Annotated in this window: 13 protein-coding genes and 1 riboswitch; of the genes, 4 read left to right on the plus strand and 9 right to left on the minus strand. The window is 60.5% G+C overall.

Translation table 11 applies throughout. The annotated features are described in order from the left end of the window. Positions 1-190: 190 nt before the first annotated feature. Genes JK176_RS04030 through rpe form a run of 3 tightly spaced genes read right to left on the minus strand, consistent with a single transcriptional unit; the run spans position 191 to position 3,691 of the window. Positions 191-1,336, minus strand: a complete 1,146-nt coding sequence (locus JK176_RS04030; protein WP_211586522.1) for a glycosyltransferase family 4 protein — start codon at positions 1,334-1,336, stop codon at positions 191-193. Positions 1,337-1,361: 25 nt separating this feature from the next. Then, entirely contained in the window at positions 1,362-3,017 is a 1,656-nt protein-coding gene (locus JK176_RS04035) for a heparinase II/III family protein (protein WP_211586524.1), read from the minus strand. After that, positions 3,014-3,691, minus strand: coding sequence for a ribulose-phosphate 3-epimerase (gene rpe, locus JK176_RS04040; protein WP_099285643.1), 678 nt, complete (start codon positions 3,689-3,691; stop codon positions 3,014-3,016). Before rpe ends, JK176_RS04035 begins: the two co-directional genes overlap by 4 nt. A 156-nt stretch (positions 3,692-3,847) precedes the next feature. Here rpe and JK176_RS04045 point away from each other — a divergent pair, with 156 nt between their 5' ends. Further along, complete coding sequence (locus JK176_RS04045; RefSeq protein WP_211575207.1) at positions 3,848-5,107, plus strand: AGE family epimerase/isomerase; 1,260 nt, start codon at positions 3,848-3,850, stop codon at positions 5,105-5,107. Between the two features lies 1 nt (position 5,108). On the opposite strand, the gene JK176_RS04050 is transcribed toward JK176_RS04045, so the two are convergent. The 3 genes from JK176_RS04050 to JK176_RS04060 all read right to left on the minus strand — a co-directional run bounded on the left by JK176_RS04050 (position 5,109) and on the right by JK176_RS04060 (position 8,477). Then, on the minus strand, positions 5,109-5,684 hold the full coding sequence (locus JK176_RS04050) for a YdcF family protein (RefSeq protein WP_211586525.1): 576 nt from the start codon (positions 5,682-5,684) through the stop codon (positions 5,109-5,111). Then, entirely contained in the window at positions 5,684-6,922 is a 1,239-nt protein-coding gene (locus JK176_RS04055; RefSeq protein ID WP_211586527.1) for an MFS transporter, read from the minus strand. The genes JK176_RS04050 and JK176_RS04055 overlap by 1 nt, the downstream gene beginning before the upstream one ends. A gap of 127 nt (positions 6,923-7,049) precedes the next feature. Next, a complete protein-coding gene (locus JK176_RS04060) occupies positions 7,050-8,477 on the minus strand; it encodes a methyl-accepting chemotaxis protein (protein ID WP_211586528.1) in 1,428 nt (475 codons plus the stop codon). Between the two features lie 187 nt (positions 8,478-8,664). Beyond that, positions 8,665-8,794, plus strand: a riboswitch (TPP riboswitch). 92 nt (positions 8,795-8,886) lie between these two features. Here JK176_RS04060 and JK176_RS04065 point away from each other — a divergent pair. From JK176_RS04065 to pnuC, 3 genes are read left to right on the plus strand one after another with little or no spacing between them, the layout of a single operon-like run. Continuing rightward, a complete protein-coding gene (locus JK176_RS04065; protein ID WP_249194182.1) occupies positions 8,887-11,325 on the plus strand; it encodes a TonB-dependent receptor in 2,439 nt (812 codons plus the stop codon). Between the two features lie 2 nt (positions 11,326-11,327). Then, entirely contained in the window at positions 11,328-12,482 is a 1,155-nt protein-coding gene (locus JK176_RS04070; protein WP_211586529.1) for a phosphotransferase enzyme family protein, read from the plus strand. After that, positions 12,473-13,054 carry a nicotinamide riboside transporter PnuC gene (gene pnuC / locus JK176_RS04075; protein WP_211586530.1) on the plus strand — a complete coding sequence of 194 codons (582 nt, stop codon included), beginning with the start codon at positions 12,473-12,475 and terminating at the stop codon, positions 13,052-13,054. The genes JK176_RS04070 and pnuC overlap by 10 nt, the downstream gene beginning before the upstream one ends. 49 nt (positions 13,055-13,103) lie before the next feature. On the opposite strand, the gene JK176_RS04080 is transcribed toward pnuC, so the two are convergent. Genes JK176_RS04080 through JK176_RS04090 form a run of 3 tightly spaced genes read right to left on the minus strand, consistent with a single transcriptional unit; the run spans position 13,104 to position 18,103 of the window. Next, on the minus strand, positions 13,104-13,451 hold the full coding sequence (locus JK176_RS04080; RefSeq protein WP_211586531.1) for a hypothetical protein: 348 nt from the start codon (positions 13,449-13,451) through the stop codon (positions 13,104-13,106). Between the two features lie 12 nt (positions 13,452-13,463). Beyond that, a complete protein-coding gene (locus JK176_RS04085; RefSeq protein ID WP_062108097.1) occupies positions 13,464-14,930 on the minus strand; it encodes an efflux transporter outer membrane subunit in 1,467 nt (488 codons plus the stop codon). Further along, complete coding sequence (locus JK176_RS04090; protein WP_283091955.1) at positions 14,927-18,103, minus strand: efflux RND transporter permease subunit; 3,177 nt, start codon at positions 18,101-18,103, stop codon at positions 14,927-14,929. Before JK176_RS04090 ends, JK176_RS04085 begins: the two co-directional genes overlap by 4 nt. Positions 18,104-18,106 lie beyond the last annotated feature (3 nt).

Here is an 18,106-nt window from a genome sequence, read left to right on the forward strand (position 1 = left end):
TTGCCTTCAATCAACGCGTGTGATCACAGTCTCATGAAAACAACATAAAAACAAAAGACAAGTTTACGGGAGAATCGAAGTCATCATAACCAGAGTATTTTAGTCCTGATAGTAATACCAATATCTGATCGTGATTTGAAAAGATGATTTTCAAGTATTCATCGAAGAGAATTAGGAAAACAAAATAGTCTCAGGCTCTCTGACCGCCGACAGCATGCCCGGACGCCGTCTTTTCCATCAGAGCCACGACATGCCGGAGAATACGGCGTTCGTCATAATTTTCCAGCGCCAGCCGTCTTGCGGCATTACCCATGGACTCTCTCAACGCCGCGTCCTGCACCAGAAGACGCAGGGCGCGGGCAAGCGGAGCAGAAAGCCCCGGCGGCACCAGAAATCCGGTTACCCTGTCCACAACCTGCTCTCTGGGTCCGCGAACATCCGTCGCCACGACCGGCAACCCGCTCAGCATCGCTTCGATGACCGACATGGGCAGACCTTCAAAATGGCTGGGCAACGCGAAAATATCCGCTGCCATCAGAAGCTCGGCCACATCCTCCCGATATCCAAGCATCCGCAGACGTGGCCCCAGATGCTCCCCCGCGCGTTTGAATGGCACCGTCAGATCCACCCCGTGATCCGAAGCCAAACGCTCGCCAACGACCCAGAGTTCGGCATCCGGAACATCTTCCATCGCCCGCAGCAACTCGGGATGACCCTTGTGCCGCACCAGACGCGACACCACGATAACCACCGGTCGATCCTGCGGAACCCTAAGTTCCTCGCGTATCTTGGCCCGGACGGCCGGATCGGGGTGAAAGCGTTCCGGGTCCCGGCCGTTGCCGATGGCAATAGGGTTGCGGTTCAGATGCAGCCGACGCGCATCCCGCGCTTCCTCGCGCGAAACGGTCATATACAGATCCGTCATGCGACCCGCTGCCCATTCCAGTATCAGGGATAGCATCCGACGGCGCCATGATCCCGGCTGGTTGAACAGAAAGCCGTGGCAGGTATAGGCCACGATCCGTACTCCACAGAGTCGGCCGGCAAACCGTGCCAGAATACCGCTAATGGGCATATGGCCATGCACCAGATCCGGCTTTTCACGCCGGATCAGCCGCAGTAACGCAACAAAAGCGCGATACTGGGCAACCGGCGAGAGCGATCGCGCCATCGGAACGCCATGCACCGTAAAGCCCTCGGCCCGCACGGCCTTGAGATGGGCACCTTCGGCGCAGGCTCCCTGAACATCATGCCCGGCCTCGCGCAGTTCTCGCATCAGCGGCAGCAGAAACTGCCTGAGTGCAAAATCCACATTCGTGATTTCGAGGATCTTCACGTCGGCATCCTGAACACGAGACGGCTTATTCCGGAATACGTTCGAGCAGCCATGTCACGCTCTGATGGGTCCGTTTGACGGGCTTCTGCGCTGCGGGCTTTTCAGGCTCGGGGGCACTTTCGCCCTCAGACAGGGCAGCGACCTCGGCAACCGGCTGCGGCGTGATGATGATCTGGCGGCAGATTTCGCGTTTTCCACGCCCCAGATACACGTCGTTTTCCAGACGCACGACGCCGTCTCGCTGCCTGAAACGCCAGATCGTCCCGCCGACCTGAAGAATGATATCCTCGTCATCCTGCGTCACCGTCACATCCGGGTGGATATGAAAACGGATGGCGAAATCGATATTACGTTCGCCGTCGATCAGTTCCTGCCCGCGCAGGTCTTCACCATCAGCACCGAAATACAGACGCCGCGTCCATTTCGCGCCCAGAGGCGCGTGATAGCCGTCATGCGACAGGTCCAGCCAGTGCGCGTTTCCATCTGTCTGATGGTCGCAGGAAACAGTGACCGGACGGCGCGTCATGCCGCCATCAGGTCCGAAATCCGCGGACGACAGACCATCCGCGACGAGAACCGTATGGGCCGCACTGCTCCGCATGGCGTCACGCCACGCCCCGATCACGGCACTGCCGCAATTGACGAACAGACGGTGCCGCTGATGCGAGAACTCGAACGACAGCGTTCCGGCATGGGCGGTTTTATCGAAACCCGCCGGAGCAGGTGGTCCGCTATCGACAATCAGCAGCGATTTGCCGAGCGCAAGCCGCGTAAAGCGGCCCTGCGGCAGGGCTGGCGCAATCAGCTTCTGGCGCGACCCCTGCGCCAGAACATCCTCCACAGCCGCACTATGCCGTTCGTTCGCCCCATTAAAGACCGCAAGCCCTCCATCTCCGTGCCGCATGGCCCGCAAAACAGGGCAGACCTTGTCCAGGGCCCGGTCGATGAACGGCGGCACACTCGCATGGGCCGTGCGAAACATGACGGACATTTCCGCCAGCTCACGCGCCACCAGAAATTGCGCCTCCGGGCTGCGCTCAATCACGGTCCCATCCGCGAGAACAAGGCGCTCCAACTCCGCCGGGAGATAGCGCAGAAAACGCGACATGAATCCCGTCTGCTCCGGCATTGCCATCGCAGCAGCCAAAAGCCCCCGAAAGGCCATCAACCCACGCGCACCCTGCGGCGGCAGCGGCAGAAGGGCCGCAATGGTGCGCCCCTCCACCAGCATCCGCTCCATCAAACGCTGCTGAAGTCGCGGATCAGCGGATGCCAGACAGAACTCATGGTTCGACAGCCACGACGCCAGACGCGATCCCGTCACACAGGCATCACGGACCAGAGGATCTGTCGGCGGGTGCGCCAGCCAGTCACTAACGAGTCCGCGCGCAGTCAGGCGTGCCCTGTCGCTCCCGAGCGTCCTCAGGTCCCGCAGCCAGCCGAACCCATGCAGCCATTCCCGCGCTGGTTCGGGCCAGGGGCCCCGCTCCCAGTTGCCGCTGGGCAGGACATAATCGTGCCGGTCGAAACGGAACTTCCCGCCAATCAGGCGCGCCCCCTGCTCCGCATCCCCTTTCCAGGGATCACGGAACACATGCACCGGCCCTTCGGGGGCAGGCGCGCCAAACGGCAGACGGGCAAGAGAGAGACGCAGACCGCGAAGCCAGGGACTGCCTGTCATCCGGGCGTCTGTTCCACGAACGGTCCTTCAAGCGCCCGGATCGCCGCGTCCCGGTCTTCTTTTCCGAAAATCGCCGAACCTGCGACGAGCATGGTCGCACCGGCTTCGACAACGCGCGGCGCCGTGCGTGGGTCTATGCCGCCATCCACGGCCAGAATGATCTCACGGCCGCTCTTGCGGATCATCTCCGCCAGCGTTCTGATTTTGGCAAGCTGACTATCGAGGAAGCTCTGTCCGCCAAAACCGGGATTGACGGTCATGACGAGAATAATGTCCACCAGATCCATGACTTCCGACAACGCCACCGCAGGCGTCGCCGGGCAGATCGCCACACCCGGACGGCATCCCAGCGCGCGGATGGTCTGAAGCGAACGGTGCAGATGGGGCGCGTTCTCGACATGGACCGTAATATGGTCGGCACCGGCTTTTGCCGTCGCTTCCAGATACGGATCGACCGGATCAATCATCAGATGCACGTCGAATTTCGCGTCCGTATGCTTGCGCAATGCCGCAATCACCGGGGGACCGAACGAGATGTTCGGCACGAAATGCCCGTCCATCACATCAAGATGGAGCCACGGCGCACGCGCAATGGAAGCAATCTCTTCCCCGAGGCGGGAAAAGTCAGCAGCCAGAAGGCTGGGGGCGACAATGATCGAAGAACGCTCAGTCATACACTCATGTATCGGCAAACCCATCGCGCGACGCAAGCCACATCCGCATCGATGCGCATCTTCGTGAGGTTCATGTCTGCGTGTTCGCCACTTTGGAACCCCGGCCCGTCTGAAACGTCCTGATGCCCAAATCCGCCGATCTGCCCGGAGTGCCTCATGACCGATCGCCTTTCGCCTACCCTGCTCAGCCGCGATAGCTGGATCCGCCGCCCCTCGCACCGGGCCTGGCTGGAAATGCAGGGCCGTCGCCTTTTGGACTTCAGCAAAGGTGGATGCGTGGACGGAGGCTTCGCGGGACTGGATCTGGAAGGCACCCTCCCCGAAAATGCCAAACCCGAAGCCACCCTGACCGCACGCTGCGTCCATGCCTATGCCTTAGCCGAGCTTCAGGGCCTGCCCGGAAGCGCACCGCTGGTCACACACGGTATTCACGCCCTGCGTACGCACTTCCGCGATGATGCCCATGGCGGCTGGCAACATTTCGCGGACAAGGACAATGACCGCAAACAAGCCTACCTCCATGCGTTCGTTGCCCTTGCCGCCTCTTCCGCCGTCCTGATCGGAGCGGAGGGCGCAGGCGAACTGCTCAAAGACGCCACCCATCAGATCGACACCCATTTCTGGAGCGAAAGCGAAGGCGTCATGCGCGAGAGCTTCGCGCCGAACTGGTCGGATGAAGAAAACTATCGCGGTGCAAACAGCAACATGCACTCCACCGAAGCCTTCATGGCCTTGGCGGACGTCACCGGAGACGTGAAATGGCTGCACCGCGCCCGGCGCATCGTCACCCGCTTCGTGCACGAACTGGCCGCCGGGCAGGGTTTCGCCATGCCGGAGCATTTCGATCGCGACTGGACCCTCATGCGCGATTATCACAGCAACAAACCCAATGACGACCTGCGCCCCTATGGCATGACGCCGGGGCATTTCGTGGAATGGGCGCATCTGACCTTAAAGCTCGAAGCCGCCCTGCTCCGTCATGGACTAGAGGCCCCAGACTGGATGCTGCATGACGCGCAGGCGCTGTTCGAAACGGGCATGAAAACCGGCTGGAACGCCGATGGTCGGCCAGGAATGCTCTACACGATCAACTGGGAGCACGCTCCACACAATCGCAGCCGCATTCACTGGGCTCAGGCCGAAGCGCTGACAGCCGCCATCAATCTCTACAAGCGGACCGGAAACCCCCATTACGAGCACTGGTATCGCACGATCTGGGACTATATCGACACAACCCTGATCGACCGGGATTTCGGAAGCTGGTTCAACGAAGTCAGCCCCGAAGGCGAACCCACCGAAACGATCTACAAAGGCAAGGGCGACCTGTATCACGCCTATCAGTCCACACTGGCCCCCATGATGCCTCTGGCACCTTCTCTTGCCACAGCCATCGAACAGATCGGCGTTCCCTACTGAGTCAGCCGAGCGGCGCTTTCGTCAGCACATAAACCGGAAGCGCCACGGAATCCCGAAACAGATACCAGAGTTCCGCCAGCCGGAACCGTGACGGGGCCGCACCCGAAACCGGCGACACGCCCGCCCGTTCGAGCGCCCATTCCGCGCGCAGGACATGAAACCACTGCGTGACCACGACTGCGCCCTGCGGATGCAGGCGCGCAACATGCAGGGCCGTCAGCCAGGTGTTGTTCCCGTGCGAGTCCACAATGATGGCGGCTTCCGGTACACCCCGCTCCATCAGCCAGTTCGCCATGATCCGGGCTTCGTCACGACGATTGCCGCTCTCGATCGCACCGCTCACCATGACCGTCCGGACAAGGCCGACGCGCCACAGCCGCAGCCCCTCTTCCAACCGTTCACGCAGCGCCGGGCGGGGCTGCCCTTTCGCAGTCACCGCCGTCCCGAAAATAACCGCCATTTCAGACCGCTCCGGAACAGCCGACACTCCCCGAAACGCCACGAATCCCATCCAGAGCAGAAACAGACCTGGGAAAACCGCACCAAACGTCAGCCCGCTCACAACCCAGCGCCTCATCAGGACACCGTTTCCTTATCCGTCTGCGTACGGTGCAGATAAAGCAGCGCCACCCCTGCCGCCAGAATCCCTGACAAAGACCCCACACCCAGCGCCCAGCGCGGCCCCAGCGAATTGGCCACCATCCCCACCAGCGGCGCGCCCAGCGGTGAGGAGCCCGCGAAGACTGCAAAACGGATCGACACCACGCGCCCGCGCATGCCCGGATCGGTCGCAAGCTGCATGTAGCTGTTACTCACCGCCGTAAACGTGAGGGACGCCATGCCGGCCATGACCAGCGTGACCGCAAAAGCCCAGTATCCAGGCGAAAGCGCGCCCAGCAGACAGGCCAGACTGAACACAATCGCCCCCTGCGGCAACGCCGAGAACTTCATGGTTTTACGACTGGCGGCAATCAGCGCGCCCGTAATCGTCCCCACCGCCATCGCCGAATTGAGAACCCCGTACCCATGCGCCCCGACATGAAAGACACTGACGGCCATGGTCGAAATATAGATCGGGAAATTCAGTCCGAAGGCGCCGAGCAGAAACAGCATGAACAGGATGGTCCGCAGGTCATCGCGCTTCCAGACATACCGCACCCCCGACAGCAGATCCTGCTTTTCCTGATGCGCGCTTTCCGGCTTTCGGGCCGAAAGACGGTGCAGATCCTGCGTCCGCAGAGACAGGAGCGACATCAGCACACCATAGAACGAAAATCCGTTCAGGATGAAGGACCATCCCGAACCGAGTTCCGCAATACAGAATCCGGCGACCGCAGGTCCGATCATGCGGCCTGCATTGTAAGACACGGAATTGAGCGCCACCGCATTCGGCAAGTCTTCCTCGCCCACGAGTTCACCCGCAAAAATCTGCCGGACCGGACTGTCAAATGCCGCAACACATCCACTCAGAAAGGCGAACAGATCCACCTCCCACAACCTGACCATCCCCGTCACCACCAAAGCCCCGAGTGCGATGGCCAGTGTACCGAGAGCAGCCTGTGTCAGAAGCAGGAAGCGATGTTTCTCTACCCTGTCAGCGATTTTTCCGGTCCAGAAAATCAGGAGAAGCGGCGGCGCAAGCTGAAGCGCAGTAACAATCCCGACTGCCGTTGCGTCATGTCGGGTGAGTTCCGTCAGGACCAGCCAGTCCTGCGTCGTCATCTGCATCCAGGTTCCGATATTCGAAACCAGTGCCCCCATGGCCCAGACGCGGTAATTCCGCCGCCCCAGAGATCGGAAGGCCCCGCCCATCATGGGCAGGCCCCGTCATTCAGCGCAGAAAGAAAGAGCGGACTGACAACCATGGGCGTCAGTGTCGGGAATATCGGCTCCGATGTCGAGACATGTCAGGAAAATGCGTCTTTCACTTTCCTGAAAAGCCTCAGAAACCCGCCGGAGCCAGTTCACGGGGTATGGACCCCGGTCTCCTGCCTGCGGCCTGTGCCGGGCTGAAACGGAATTTGGACAGTTCGGCGAACAGATCCTTCGCCTCGTTGCTCAGATTCCGGCAGGCCACATTGACCTCTTCCACCATTGCGGCATTGCGCTGCGTCATCTGGTCCATTTCGTTGATGGCCTTGTTGATCGTCTCAAGACTCTCGGCCTCACCCGTCGTGGAGCGGGAAATGTCTTCAAGCAGCAACGTGATGCCGTCCACATGCTCACTGATGACCTTCATCGAGCGGTCCGCGTCCCCGACAAGCTGGACACCCTCTTCCACCTGTCGGCCCGAAGACGTGATGATGTTGCGGATATCCTGCGCCGATTTGGCCGAGCGCTGCGCAAGCGCCCGGATTTCCTTGGCCACAACGTCAAAACCCTGACCGGCCTCTCCCGCGCGGGCTGCTTCGATCCCGGCATTCAGCGACAGAAGATTGGTCTGGAACGCGATTTCCTCAATCAGGCCCAGAATGCTCTCGACCTGTCGTGACGACGTCCGGATTTCGCCCATAGCCCGGTTGGCCGAATGCATGATCTCCGAAACCACGACCGTCTGCCCCCGCGTTTCAAGAGCCGTTTCACGCGCCCTCACCGCAGAACGCGCCGTTTTGCCGACCGTCTGGGTAATGCTGTTAATGGAGGCGGCAGACTGGGCCAGGGTAATGGCCTGACGTTCCGTCCGTCCGCTCAGTTCCGTCGAAGCCGAGGCAATTTCGGCGGTTCCGTTAGCGATGACGGAAGTCGCATCGGAAATCTTGGCGATCGCCGTCCGGTAGATCTGGATGAGCGTGTTGAAATTCTGCCGGAATTCCTCGAACCGGTCCTGAAAACCGTCGCCGAACATGAAGGTCAGATCTCCTTCCTTCACAATCTCCAGCCCGGCACAGATGGTTCCGATCGTCTCATCCTGCACACGGCGAATCCGCTCGCTGCGGCCGGACAGTTCCTTCTGGATCTGCGCCGCATCGCGCGCTTCTTCCGCCGAATTTTCCTGAAGGGCCAACTGCTTCTGACTGTTCTCCCGGAACAACTGGAGAGAGCGTGCCAGCCGCCCCGCACAGTCACGATGATGAAGGCACGGAATGGTGATGTTGAGAGCGCCACTCGCAACCTTCTCCGTCGCAGCGGTAATCTGCTCGAAAGGCACGGCAATCACATGAATGGCGAACCGGGCGATCAGAAGTGTCAGTCCAACCTGAAACAGCAGCCCCATGCACTGCGACAGCATCTGTTCATGCTGGTAATGAACAAACAGACGGTCACAAAGCTGTTCGACCACAAACTGTACTACGGCGATCAGAACAAGAAGCGCAAACAGCACCTTGATTTTCTGCCGAACATAGGCCGTTTTTTCAATCCAGTTTAGCATGATCGCCTTTATTGACCTCAGGTCTCACGCCCCGTTCAGGCACTGGCGTGATGTTTTTTGAAAACTATACATGTCGTTATTAATAAAGAATGAAGAATACTCTCGAAATTGTTTGCAACACTTCCCCTGCACGGCCCTGACAGAATCTGCTCATATTGACAATTTTCCGTCCCCGGAGGATTGCTGAGGTTTCACCGTGGGGAGCCCCGGCAAGGGGCTGAGATTCTGCTGGCATGACGCTTGTTCGTCATAGGGCGCAGTGACCCATTGAACCTGATCCAGTTCACACTGGCGGAGGGATGGTGGTCGCTGCCTGCCGGACGCATTCTCACGATCCCGCCAGCCAGCAGCTTGACCCTTTCCTGTCAGCGCTGAACACCCATTGCTTGCAGGCGAGGCGTTTTCCATCATGGCCCACGGACACCCCGGAGACTCTGCTGCGTCCCGCCTGCGGTATCATGGCATCCTGCCCGCCCTGATCGGCACCACGGTCTGCCTGTCCGTCGCCCACGCGGCCGATACGAGGAAACCGCAAGCCCATCACACAGCCCCGGCCCCTTCAGCCGCGACTGCACAGCACCCTGCCACTGCATCTGGCCCTGCCGAGCATATTGTCGTCCACCGAATTCCAGACACCGCTTCCGGAAACCAGCCGGGAGGCGGGCTGATCCATCCGCAGGACGGCGTGAAATCCGTCAGCACGGTCAGTCAGGATTTCATTTCCAAACAGGCTCCCATGGCCACGGCCTTCCAGCTTGCCGCCATGCTGCCCGGCGCCAATGTGTCATCGTCCGACCCGATGGGATTTTCTCCCAATACCGACATCACCGTCCGCGGACTCGATAACAGCGCCATCGGTTATGTGCTCGAAGGCATGCCGCTGAACGACGTCGCCGCCTATTCCGGCACGCCTAGCCAGTTCGCAGACAGTGAGAACTATCAGGAAATCGCCCTGTCGCAGGGCTCGGCCGATCTGGACAGCCCGGTCCTGAACGCCGCCGGGGGCCTGATGAACCTGACCTTCCGCGACCCCGCCAAAAAAGCAGGTGGAGACGCCAGCGTGTCTTACGGATCCTACAACACCAACCGCGAATTCATCCGCCTCGACACCGGCGACATCGCCCATACCGGCATCCGTGGCTTCGTGTCCTACTCCCACGGCGCGACCGACAACTGGCGCGGACCGGGACGCGACGAAAAGCAGCATGTCGATTTCAAATTCCTCAAGGAATGGGGGCAGGGCAACCGCGCCAGCCTCATCGGCACCTTCAACACGACCATCACAAGCTGGTATCCCGAACCCACGATGGACACATGGAAATCGGACGGGATCAAAGGCCAGAACAACCTGCTGGCCCATTATGACAGCAGCAATCCGGAAAACGGCGCGAATTACTGGCGTCTGTGGCGGGACGGAGAGCGCACGCTTTACGGCGGCGCGCCGGTCCATCTGACGCTGACCGACCATCTGACGCTGGACGTCACACCCTACGCGCAGCTTGCATATGGTAACTGGCCGGGCGGAAGCACCCTGTCCGAAACCGGGCTTTACCAAGGCACACAGGCCCTGTCCGACACGCTGAACCTTCCCGGCGCGCAGGACGGCGTGGGCGTCGTCCGCGCGGATTACACCCAGCGCAGCTACCGCTCGGGCTTTACCAGCGCGCTTCACTACAAAACCGGCTGGAACGATTTCGTCCTCGGGTACTGGTACGATTACGGTGACGACAACGAGCAGCAGCCCTTCACGGCGGTCCAGACCAACGGCTATGCGCCGGACATCTGGGCGCAAAACGGCCGCGACGTGATCCGCCTGTCCAACGGCGAACGCCTTCTGGGCGGCAGCTTTCACACTATTTCACAGACCAACGCGCTATTCGTCGGCGACCACATGTCCCTGCTGCATGACCATCTGGCCATCGACCTCGGGTTCAAGGCCGTCATGATGAGCCGCGATGGCACGAACAGCATGCCGGGCCCGCAATACCATGTCGGCTCCAACAGCATGGAGCCCCTGCCCCGCCTCGGCGTGCGCTGGCGCATTGACGCGGAAAACCAGATCTTCTTCAACGCCACGACCAATTTCCGCGCCCCGGACCAGAGCGCGCTGTACAACACCTATGACCCCTCTTCGGGCGAAATGTACGGAACCGGATCGGCCGATGTCCGCAACGAATATTCCCTTTCCGAAGAGCTGGGATACCGCCGCACGGGACGCTGGATCATCGGCAGCCTGACGCTGTTCAACTACAACTTCACCAACCGCCAGATCTCCACGCAGGCCGTCCAGAACGGCTCCGTCGTCAGCACGACGATGAACGCGGGTGGCCAGACCTCACGCGGCGTGGACGTGGAAATCGGTCTGCGCCCCTGGCATCATTTCAGCCCCTATGTCTCGGGCGAGTACCTGCATGCCACGATCGACAACGACCTAATGTCGGGCGGCGACCTGCTGCGCACCCGTGGCCGCATCGCCGTGCGCAGCCCGACGCTTCAGGCCGCGGCCGGGCTGAGCTACGATGACGGGCATATCTTCGGCGTCGCCACCGTGCATTACACCGGCCACCAGTACGCGACCTTCATGAACGACGAGCGCGTTTCGGATCACACGACCGGCGATCTCGCCATCGGCTACCGCTTTTCGGACCATATCCATCTGCATCAACCGACCCTGCGGATGAACTTCATCAACATCACGAACGAACACTACCTTTCCGGCGTGGCAAGCCCGACCATGAATGCGAAAGACACGACCGGCGTGTATGGTACCACCATCGCCGGAAGTGCCCCGAGCTACTTCATCGGTGGCGGGTTTGCAGCCCTGTTCACCGCTTCGACGGGGTTCTGAGCATGGCGGAGGCTTCCGGACAGTTCGGCGTCAATGGTCCCGAAAGCAGACGGGACTGGCCCGCCCTGTCGAACGCCGAAGCCCACGATGTCCTCTCCCGTTTTCCGCTTCCTTCCCCCGCGCGGCAGGTCATCTGGCACGGACGACGCCCCTTTTCCTCCACGGGCGTTGTCCTTCTGGAAGATGAAAGCCAGGTTTTCCTCAAACGCCACGATCATTGCCTGCGCGATGCAACAGCCCTTGCGGAAGAACACCGCTTCATCACACATCTGGCTGAACAGGGGGTTCCTGTCGGCCACACATGGCGCACCAAAAGCGGGGAAGCCGCGCTCGATCTCAACGGATCGGCCTACGAAGTCTTTTCCATTATGCCCGGCCATGATCTGTACGAAACCGTGCAGTCCTGGGAACCATTCCACAACGCCCGACACGCCTTTTCCGCTGGCCAGCGTCTGGGCCAGCTTCACGCGGCGTCCAGAGGCTTCGACGCCCCTGCGCGCCCTTCCCGCCGCCCGCTTCTCTCTACATTCGAGGTCATCACATCTTCCGACCTGATGACCGGGTTGGAACGCTGGATCCCCCATCAGGCCGGGCTTGCCGAAGCCCTGACACACCACCGCTGGCGCGACGATCTCCCGCAGGCCCTCTTGCCCTTTCATGAACGACTGAAGCCACATCTCGGCACAATCCAGCCGCGCTGGGGACATGGCGACTGGCACCCGTCAAACCTGTTCTGGGACAGTACCGGACCGGAAGCGCAGGTCTGCGGTATTCTCGATTTTGGCATGTCGGACCGCACCTGTGCCGCCTACGATCTCGCCGTCGCCATCGAGCGCACCGCCATCGCGTGGCTCGATCCCGAAAACAACTGCCCTGTCAGTCTCGACTGCCTCCAAGCCTTCCTGTCAGGCTATCGGACACACTATGCCCTTTCGGCGGAAGAGCGTCGCCTGATGCCGCTTTTCCTGCCTCTCGTTCACGTCGAATATGCCCTGTCCGAAGTCGCGTATTACGAGACCCTGGTCCATGACAGAGCCGGAATGAACGCCGCCTATACGGACTATCTTCTGGGTCACGCCCACTGGTTCTCGTCTCCTGCGGGACAGCAGTTCCTGCACAAGCTGACGCATATTCTCCAGACAGCGCCATGTCCCTGATCGAAATTCTGGGTGCCGTTCTCAGTGCACTCGCCGTCTGGCTGACATCGCGGCGCAGCATGATCTGCTGGCCCGTGTCTCTGGCCGCAGCAGGGCTATATTCCTGGATTTTCCTTCAGGCCCGGCTTTATGCCGATGCCGGACTTCAGATCGCATTCTGTCTGTATGTCATCTACGGCTGGCAGCACTGGCGCCAGATGGCGAAACCGGATGGTAGGATCCACGTTCGCCGTCCGACACGCCCCACACTTCTGAAAGGGCTGCTCTGCGGCGCGACGGGAAGTGCTGTCTGGGCGTTCGTCCTTGCCCGCTTCACCAACGATCCCACCCCCATCATGGACGCCACTCTCACGGCCTACAGCATTCTCGCCCAGTACTGGGATACCATGCGCTATCGCGAAACCTGGCTGCTATGGATCGTGGTGGACAGCGCCTATGTGGCCCTGTTCATCAGCCGTGGCCTTTATCCGACAGCCCTGCTCTATGCCGGTTTTGTCGTTCTGGCGGCAAACGGATACCGGCTCTGGAAACCAGAAATCTCTGCCGGGGCGGCATCCGGTCCGCACTCCTGAATAAAAAAGCCGCCCTGAGTTTTCAGAGCGGCTTTTATCAAGACAGCATTCAGTCGACGGGTTCATCCTCCGGCAAAGGCTGGATCTGACGCAGCTTGCCGTAACGGTCGTAATAAAAGACTGACGTTCCCCGCCGTTCGGCATAGCCGTCCGGCTGACCGTCCTTCGTCTGGAACAGCAGCCGGAAAGCATCCGGCTGCTCGATCACCTTGTCCCCCGGCGGACGATACCGATATCGGCTAAAATCCGCATGGCTCTTGGGCAGCGACGAGTTGTGATACAGGTCATGCATGCTCGGCCTCTTGGGACCGTCATCCGCATCCTGCGCCACGGCCGTACCAAGGGCCGCGCCTGAAACGGCAAGAACGGCCAGTACTGGGACAATCAACCTGCGCATGATGCTCTCCGGTCAGTGCGTTTGTGCGGGCACCTTAGGCGAAACCGTCTTCTGGCTCCACCCACCACCGAGCGCGCGATACAATGTCACAATATTCTGGAACCGCGCGGCCTTGACCATGATGTCGTTCTGCTGCGCCTGATAAAGAGTGCGCTGCTGCGTCAGGGTGGTCAGATAGCTGTCAATGCCTGCCTTGTAGCGCATGTTGGCCAGATCGAACGCCTGCTGCGACTGCGCCACCAGCTCGTCCATGTGGCGCTGCTGAGTCGTGTAGGTTTCCCGTGCCGTCAACGCATCCGAAACTTCACGGAACGCCGACTGTACGGTTTTTTCATACTGCGCTGCATTCTGACGGGACTGCGCCTTGGCCATCATCAGGTTCCCTTCGCTCTGCCCCCATGTCAGCAGCGGAATGCTGATGGACGGGGAGATGCTCCAGGTTTCGGCACCCGGCGTAAACAGCTTGCGGAACTGAAGCGAACTGGTGCCTTCCGAAGCCGTCAGCGTAAAGCGGGGGAAGAACGCCGCGCGCGCTGCACCCACATTTGCATTGGCCCCGAGCAAAGTATGCTCTGCCGCACGGACGTCCGGCCGCTGCTCCAGCAGATCCGAAGGCAACCCCTCCGGCAGATCCGTGATCATGGTCTGCGATCCGAAAGGCGCCGGTTCCGGCAAAGTCGAAGGCAGCGGCGAGCCGACGAGAAGCTGAAGCGCATGCTCGTCATCCGCCAGAGCGCGCGTATATTGCGCCTCGTAGGCGGAAGCCTGCTCGACCTGTGTCTTGACCTGCGCCAGCGTCAGCGCATCCGTTTCGCCATTGTCATAGGAAAGCTGGGTCAATCGCAACGTATCGCGCTCGGACGCCAGCGTGGCACGCGTTACCCGGAGCTGCTCGCGATCAGCCAGCCACTGGATGTAGGTCGTCCCGATCTGCGAGACCGTCGTGATGAGAACGTTCCGCGCGTTCTCGACGTTGTTCAGCACCGTTTCCTTCTGCTGACGCGTCAGATTGCGGATGCGACCCCACAGATCGATTTCGTAAGACGAGAACCCGATCGACGTCTGATACAGACGCAGGGTCGAGATATGCTCACCAACGCCAGGCGCAAACGAGAAACCTGCCGTGTCGGATGGCGCCATGAACATCCCCTGCCCACCGGCCGAGATGATCGGGAACAGCGAGGCATTCTGGATCTCGTACTGGCCGCGCGCGACGCCCACAGCATCAAGCTGCGCTGCGATGTCGCGGTTGTTTTTCAGAGCCAGCGCCACGAGCGCCTTCAACCGCGGGTCGGTGAAGAAATCCTCCCACCCGAGATTGGACGCAGCCTGAGCCGCAGGCGTGTTCTTTGATGCCGTATCTGCAGGGTAGCTGTTCTGGATGGCCTGCGTGGGCCGGTGGTAAACCGGCGCCATGTTACAGGCCGAGAGCATCAGCATCCCGGCAAATCCGGAAGTCAGTCCGAGACGGGCCTTCATGCGCCGTGCTCCCCTTCGGCGACAGGTGCCGCCTTGTTGTCCAGATGGGCGTACGGGTCCTTGCGGTCCCTGATCCGGCTGACCCGGAACAGACGCAGCACCACCACGAAGAAGACCGGGACGAAATAGACCGCCAGCAGCGTTGCCGAGAGCATGCCACCCACGACACAGGTGCCGATCGCCACACGCGCCGCAGACCCGGCACCGGTCGCGATCGCCAGCGGAAACACACCGCAGACAAAGGCGATCGATGTCATGAGGATCGGACGCAGACGCTCGCGTCCGGCTTCCAGAACCGAATCTTCCAGACTTTCACCACTTTCAAAAAAGGCTTTGGCGAATTCCACGATCAGGATCGCGTTCTTCACCGAAAGACCCACCGTCGTGAGCAGTCCGACCTGGAAGTAAACGTCGTTGGCCAATCCGCGTCCCAGCGTCGATGCGATGGCACCCAGCACGCCGAGCGGAAGCACGAGCAGCACCGCGAACGGAATGGCCCAGCTCTCATAAAGCGCCGCCAGACAGAACATGATGACCACAACGGCCAGAGCATAAAGCGGCCCGGTCGATCCACCCGAAGCAAGCTGTTCGAACGACAGACCCGTCCACTCATAACCAATGCCGCGCGGCAGCTTGGCCAGAAGCTTCTCCATTTCCGTCATGGCCTGCCCCGAGCTTGCGCCTACGGCCGGCTGACCCTGGATTTCGTAGGAGTTCAGACCATTATAGTCCTCGACCTTCTGCGGCCCGTTGACCCAGTGCCCGGAGGCAAAGGCATTAAACGGCACCATCGTCCCCATCGCATTGCGGACATACCAGCGGTTCAGATCCTCCGGCGTCATACGCGCCCAGGCTTCACCCTGGATATAGACCTGCTTGACGCGGTCATTCCGCATGAACTGGTTGACGTAGATGGAACCCAGCGCCCCTTCGATCGTCGTGTTGATGTCCGCATTCGTCAGACCGAAAGCATTGGCGCGCTCACGGTCGATATCGAGCTTGAATTGCGGCGCATCGTCCATACCCAGCGGGCGGACAGCCATCAGAAGCGGATTTTTCGCCGCTTCGCTCAGGATCTGGTTTCGCGCGGCCAGCAGCGCTTCATGGCCCAGATGTCCGGTATCTTCCAGCTCCAGATCGAAGCCAGTCGCATTGCCCAGTTCCATCACGGCAGGCGGATTGACGGCGAAGATCTGCGCTTCCGGGTCCATCCAGAAATGCATCATGATCTCACGCGACACGGTCATGGTCGTGTGCGCAGAACCCGGACGCTGGTCCCACGGCTTCATACGGATGAAGAACGCACCCGCACTCTGCCCCTGACCTGCGAAGCTGAAGCCCGTCATGGTGAAGACGGATTCGACATACGGACCATAGGTTTTGAGAACGTAGTCGGTAATCTTGCGGTTGACGGCCGCCGTCTGCGCTTCGGTCGCCCCGTTGCGCATTGTGACCTGACCGAAGATGATCCCCTGATCCTCGTCCGGCAGGAACCCACCCGGCACGCGCATGAACAGGAACCCGACAAGCGCCGTCAGAAGAACGAACCCGATCATACTGACCACCGGCACGCGGATCAGCCATTTCACGCCGCCGATATAACCGTTCGTCATACGATCGAACGTCCGGTTGAACCAAGCTGCGGGCCCACGATCATGCCCCTTGTGGGTCGGCTTGAGCATGGATGCACAGAGGGCCGGCGTCATGACCATCGCCACCAGAACCGACAGCCACATGGCCGCGACGATCGTGATGGAGAACTGGCGATAGATCACACCCGTTGAACCACCAAAAGCCGCCATCGGAAGGAACACCGCCGTCAGCACCAGCACGATGCCCACAAGCGCGCCCGAAATCTCGTCCATGGAGACGCGGGCCGCTTCCTTGGGTGACAACCCCTTGTCCGTCATCACACGTTCGACGTTCTCGACCACCACGATCGCGTCATCGACCAGCAGACCGACCGCCAGCACCATGGCCAGCATGGTCAGCGTGTTGATGCTGTAGCCCACAATGGACATCAGCCCGAACGTTCCCAGAAGAACGACCGGCACGGCAATGGTCGGGATCAGCGTGGCGCGGAAGTTCTGAAGGAAGATCAGCATCACGATGAAGACGAGGACGATCGCCTCGATCAGCGTCTCGACCACTTCATGGATAGAGAGCGTGATGAACGGTTCGGTATCCAGCGGATAGACGAGTTTCAGACCCTGCGGGAAATAGCGGCTCAGCTCACCCAGACGCGCCCGAACGGCAGCCTCGGTCTTGAGCTGGTTCGCCCCTGGTGCCAGCTTGAGCGCCATCGCGGCGGCCGGATGGTTGTTGTAAGACGATCCCAGAGCATAGCTCTGCGCCCCAAGCTCGACCCGCGCCACGTCCTTCAGACGCACCTGACTGCCATCCTGCTGCACCTTGAGCAGGATTTCCTTGAACTGGTCAGGCGTACTCAGACGGGTCGGACCAATGATCGTGGCGTCGAACCCGATGCCCTTCTTGGCCGGAAGACCGCCAAGTTCACCCGAAGAAACCTGGATGTTCTGCGCCTGAATAGCGGACTGGACATCGCCGACCGTCAGGCCGAAATTGTAGAGCTTCGACGGGTCCAGCCAGACGCGCATCGCATATTCGGAACCAAACAGCGTATGATCGCCCACCCCCGAAACACGCGACAGCGGATCGGAAATATTGGACGCGACATAATCCGAGATGTCCTGCCCGGACATGCTGCCATCTTCGGAAATGAAGGCCACGACCATCATGAAGTTCTTGGTCGCCTTCGTGATGCTCAGACCCTGCGCCGTGACTTCCGCCGGCAGACGCGGCTGGGCCAGCTGGAGCTTGTTCTGAACCTGAACCTGCGCGATGTCAGGGTTCGTCCCCTGCTCGAACGTCAGGTCAATCTCCATCTGTCCGCTCGCATAAGACGAAGCCGACAGGTATTCGAGATGATCCAGACCATACATCTGCTGAAGGATCGGGCGGACAACCGTGTTGTTCACCGTCTCGGCAGATGCACCCGGATACATGACCGAAATGGCAATCTGGGGCGGCGCAATGTTCGGATACTGCGCAATCGGCATGCGCGTGATCGCGACACCGCCGACGAGCATGATGATCAGACCGATCACCCACGCAAAGATGGGCCGGTCAATAAAGAAGCGGGACAATGACATGCG

This window comes from Gluconobacter sp. Dm-73 (genome assembly GCF_018256215.1).
Classification (GTDB): Bacteria; Pseudomonadota; Alphaproteobacteria; order Acetobacterales; family Acetobacteraceae; genus Gluconobacter; species Gluconobacter cadivus.

What these genes read in the sequence shown, in the direction of transcription:
- JK176_RS04070 (WP_211586529.1), top strand. Translation starts at nt 11,328, where the DNA reads ATGGCGGAGGCTTCCGGACAGTTCGGCGTCAATGGTCCCGAAAGCAGA.
- rpe (WP_099285643.1), bottom strand. Translation starts at nt 3,691, where the DNA reads ATGACTGAGCGTTCTTCGATCATTGTCGCCCCCAGCCTTCTGGCTGCT.
- JK176_RS04065 (WP_249194182.1), top strand. Translation starts at nt 8,887, where the DNA reads ATGGCCCACGGACACCCCGGAGACTCTGCTGCGTCCCGCCTGCGGTAT.
- JK176_RS04050 (WP_211586525.1), bottom strand. Translation starts at nt 5,684, where the DNA reads ATGAGGCGCTGGGTTGTGAGCGGGCTGACGTTTGGTGCGGTTTTCCCA.
- pnuC (WP_211586530.1), top strand. Translation starts at nt 12,473, where the DNA reads ATGTCCCTGATCGAAATTCTGGGTGCCGTTCTCAGTGCACTCGCCGTC.
- JK176_RS04035 (WP_211586524.1), bottom strand. Translation starts at nt 3,017, where the DNA reads ATGACAGGCAGTCCCTGGCTTCGCGGTCTGCGTCTCTCTCTTGCCCGT.
- JK176_RS04060 (WP_211586528.1), bottom strand. Translation starts at nt 8,477, where the DNA reads ATGCTAAACTGGATTGAAAAAACGGCCTATGTTCGGCAGAAAATCAAG.
- JK176_RS04055 (WP_211586527.1), bottom strand. Translation starts at nt 6,922, where the DNA reads ATGATGGGCGGGGCCTTCCGATCTCTGGGGCGGCGGAATTACCGCGTC.
- JK176_RS04045 (WP_211575207.1), top strand. Translation starts at nt 3,848, where the DNA reads ATGACCGATCGCCTTTCGCCTACCCTGCTCAGCCGCGATAGCTGGATC.
- JK176_RS04080 (WP_211586531.1), bottom strand. Translation starts at nt 13,451, where the DNA reads ATGCGCAGGTTGATTGTCCCAGTACTGGCCGTTCTTGCCGTTTCAGGC.
- JK176_RS04085 (WP_062108097.1), bottom strand. Translation starts at nt 14,930, where the DNA reads ATGAAGGCCCGTCTCGGACTGACTTCCGGATTTGCCGGGATGCTGATG.
- JK176_RS04090 (WP_283091955.1), bottom strand. Translation starts at nt 18,103, where the DNA reads ATGTCATTGTCCCGCTTCTTTATTGACCGGCCCATCTTTGCGTGGGTG.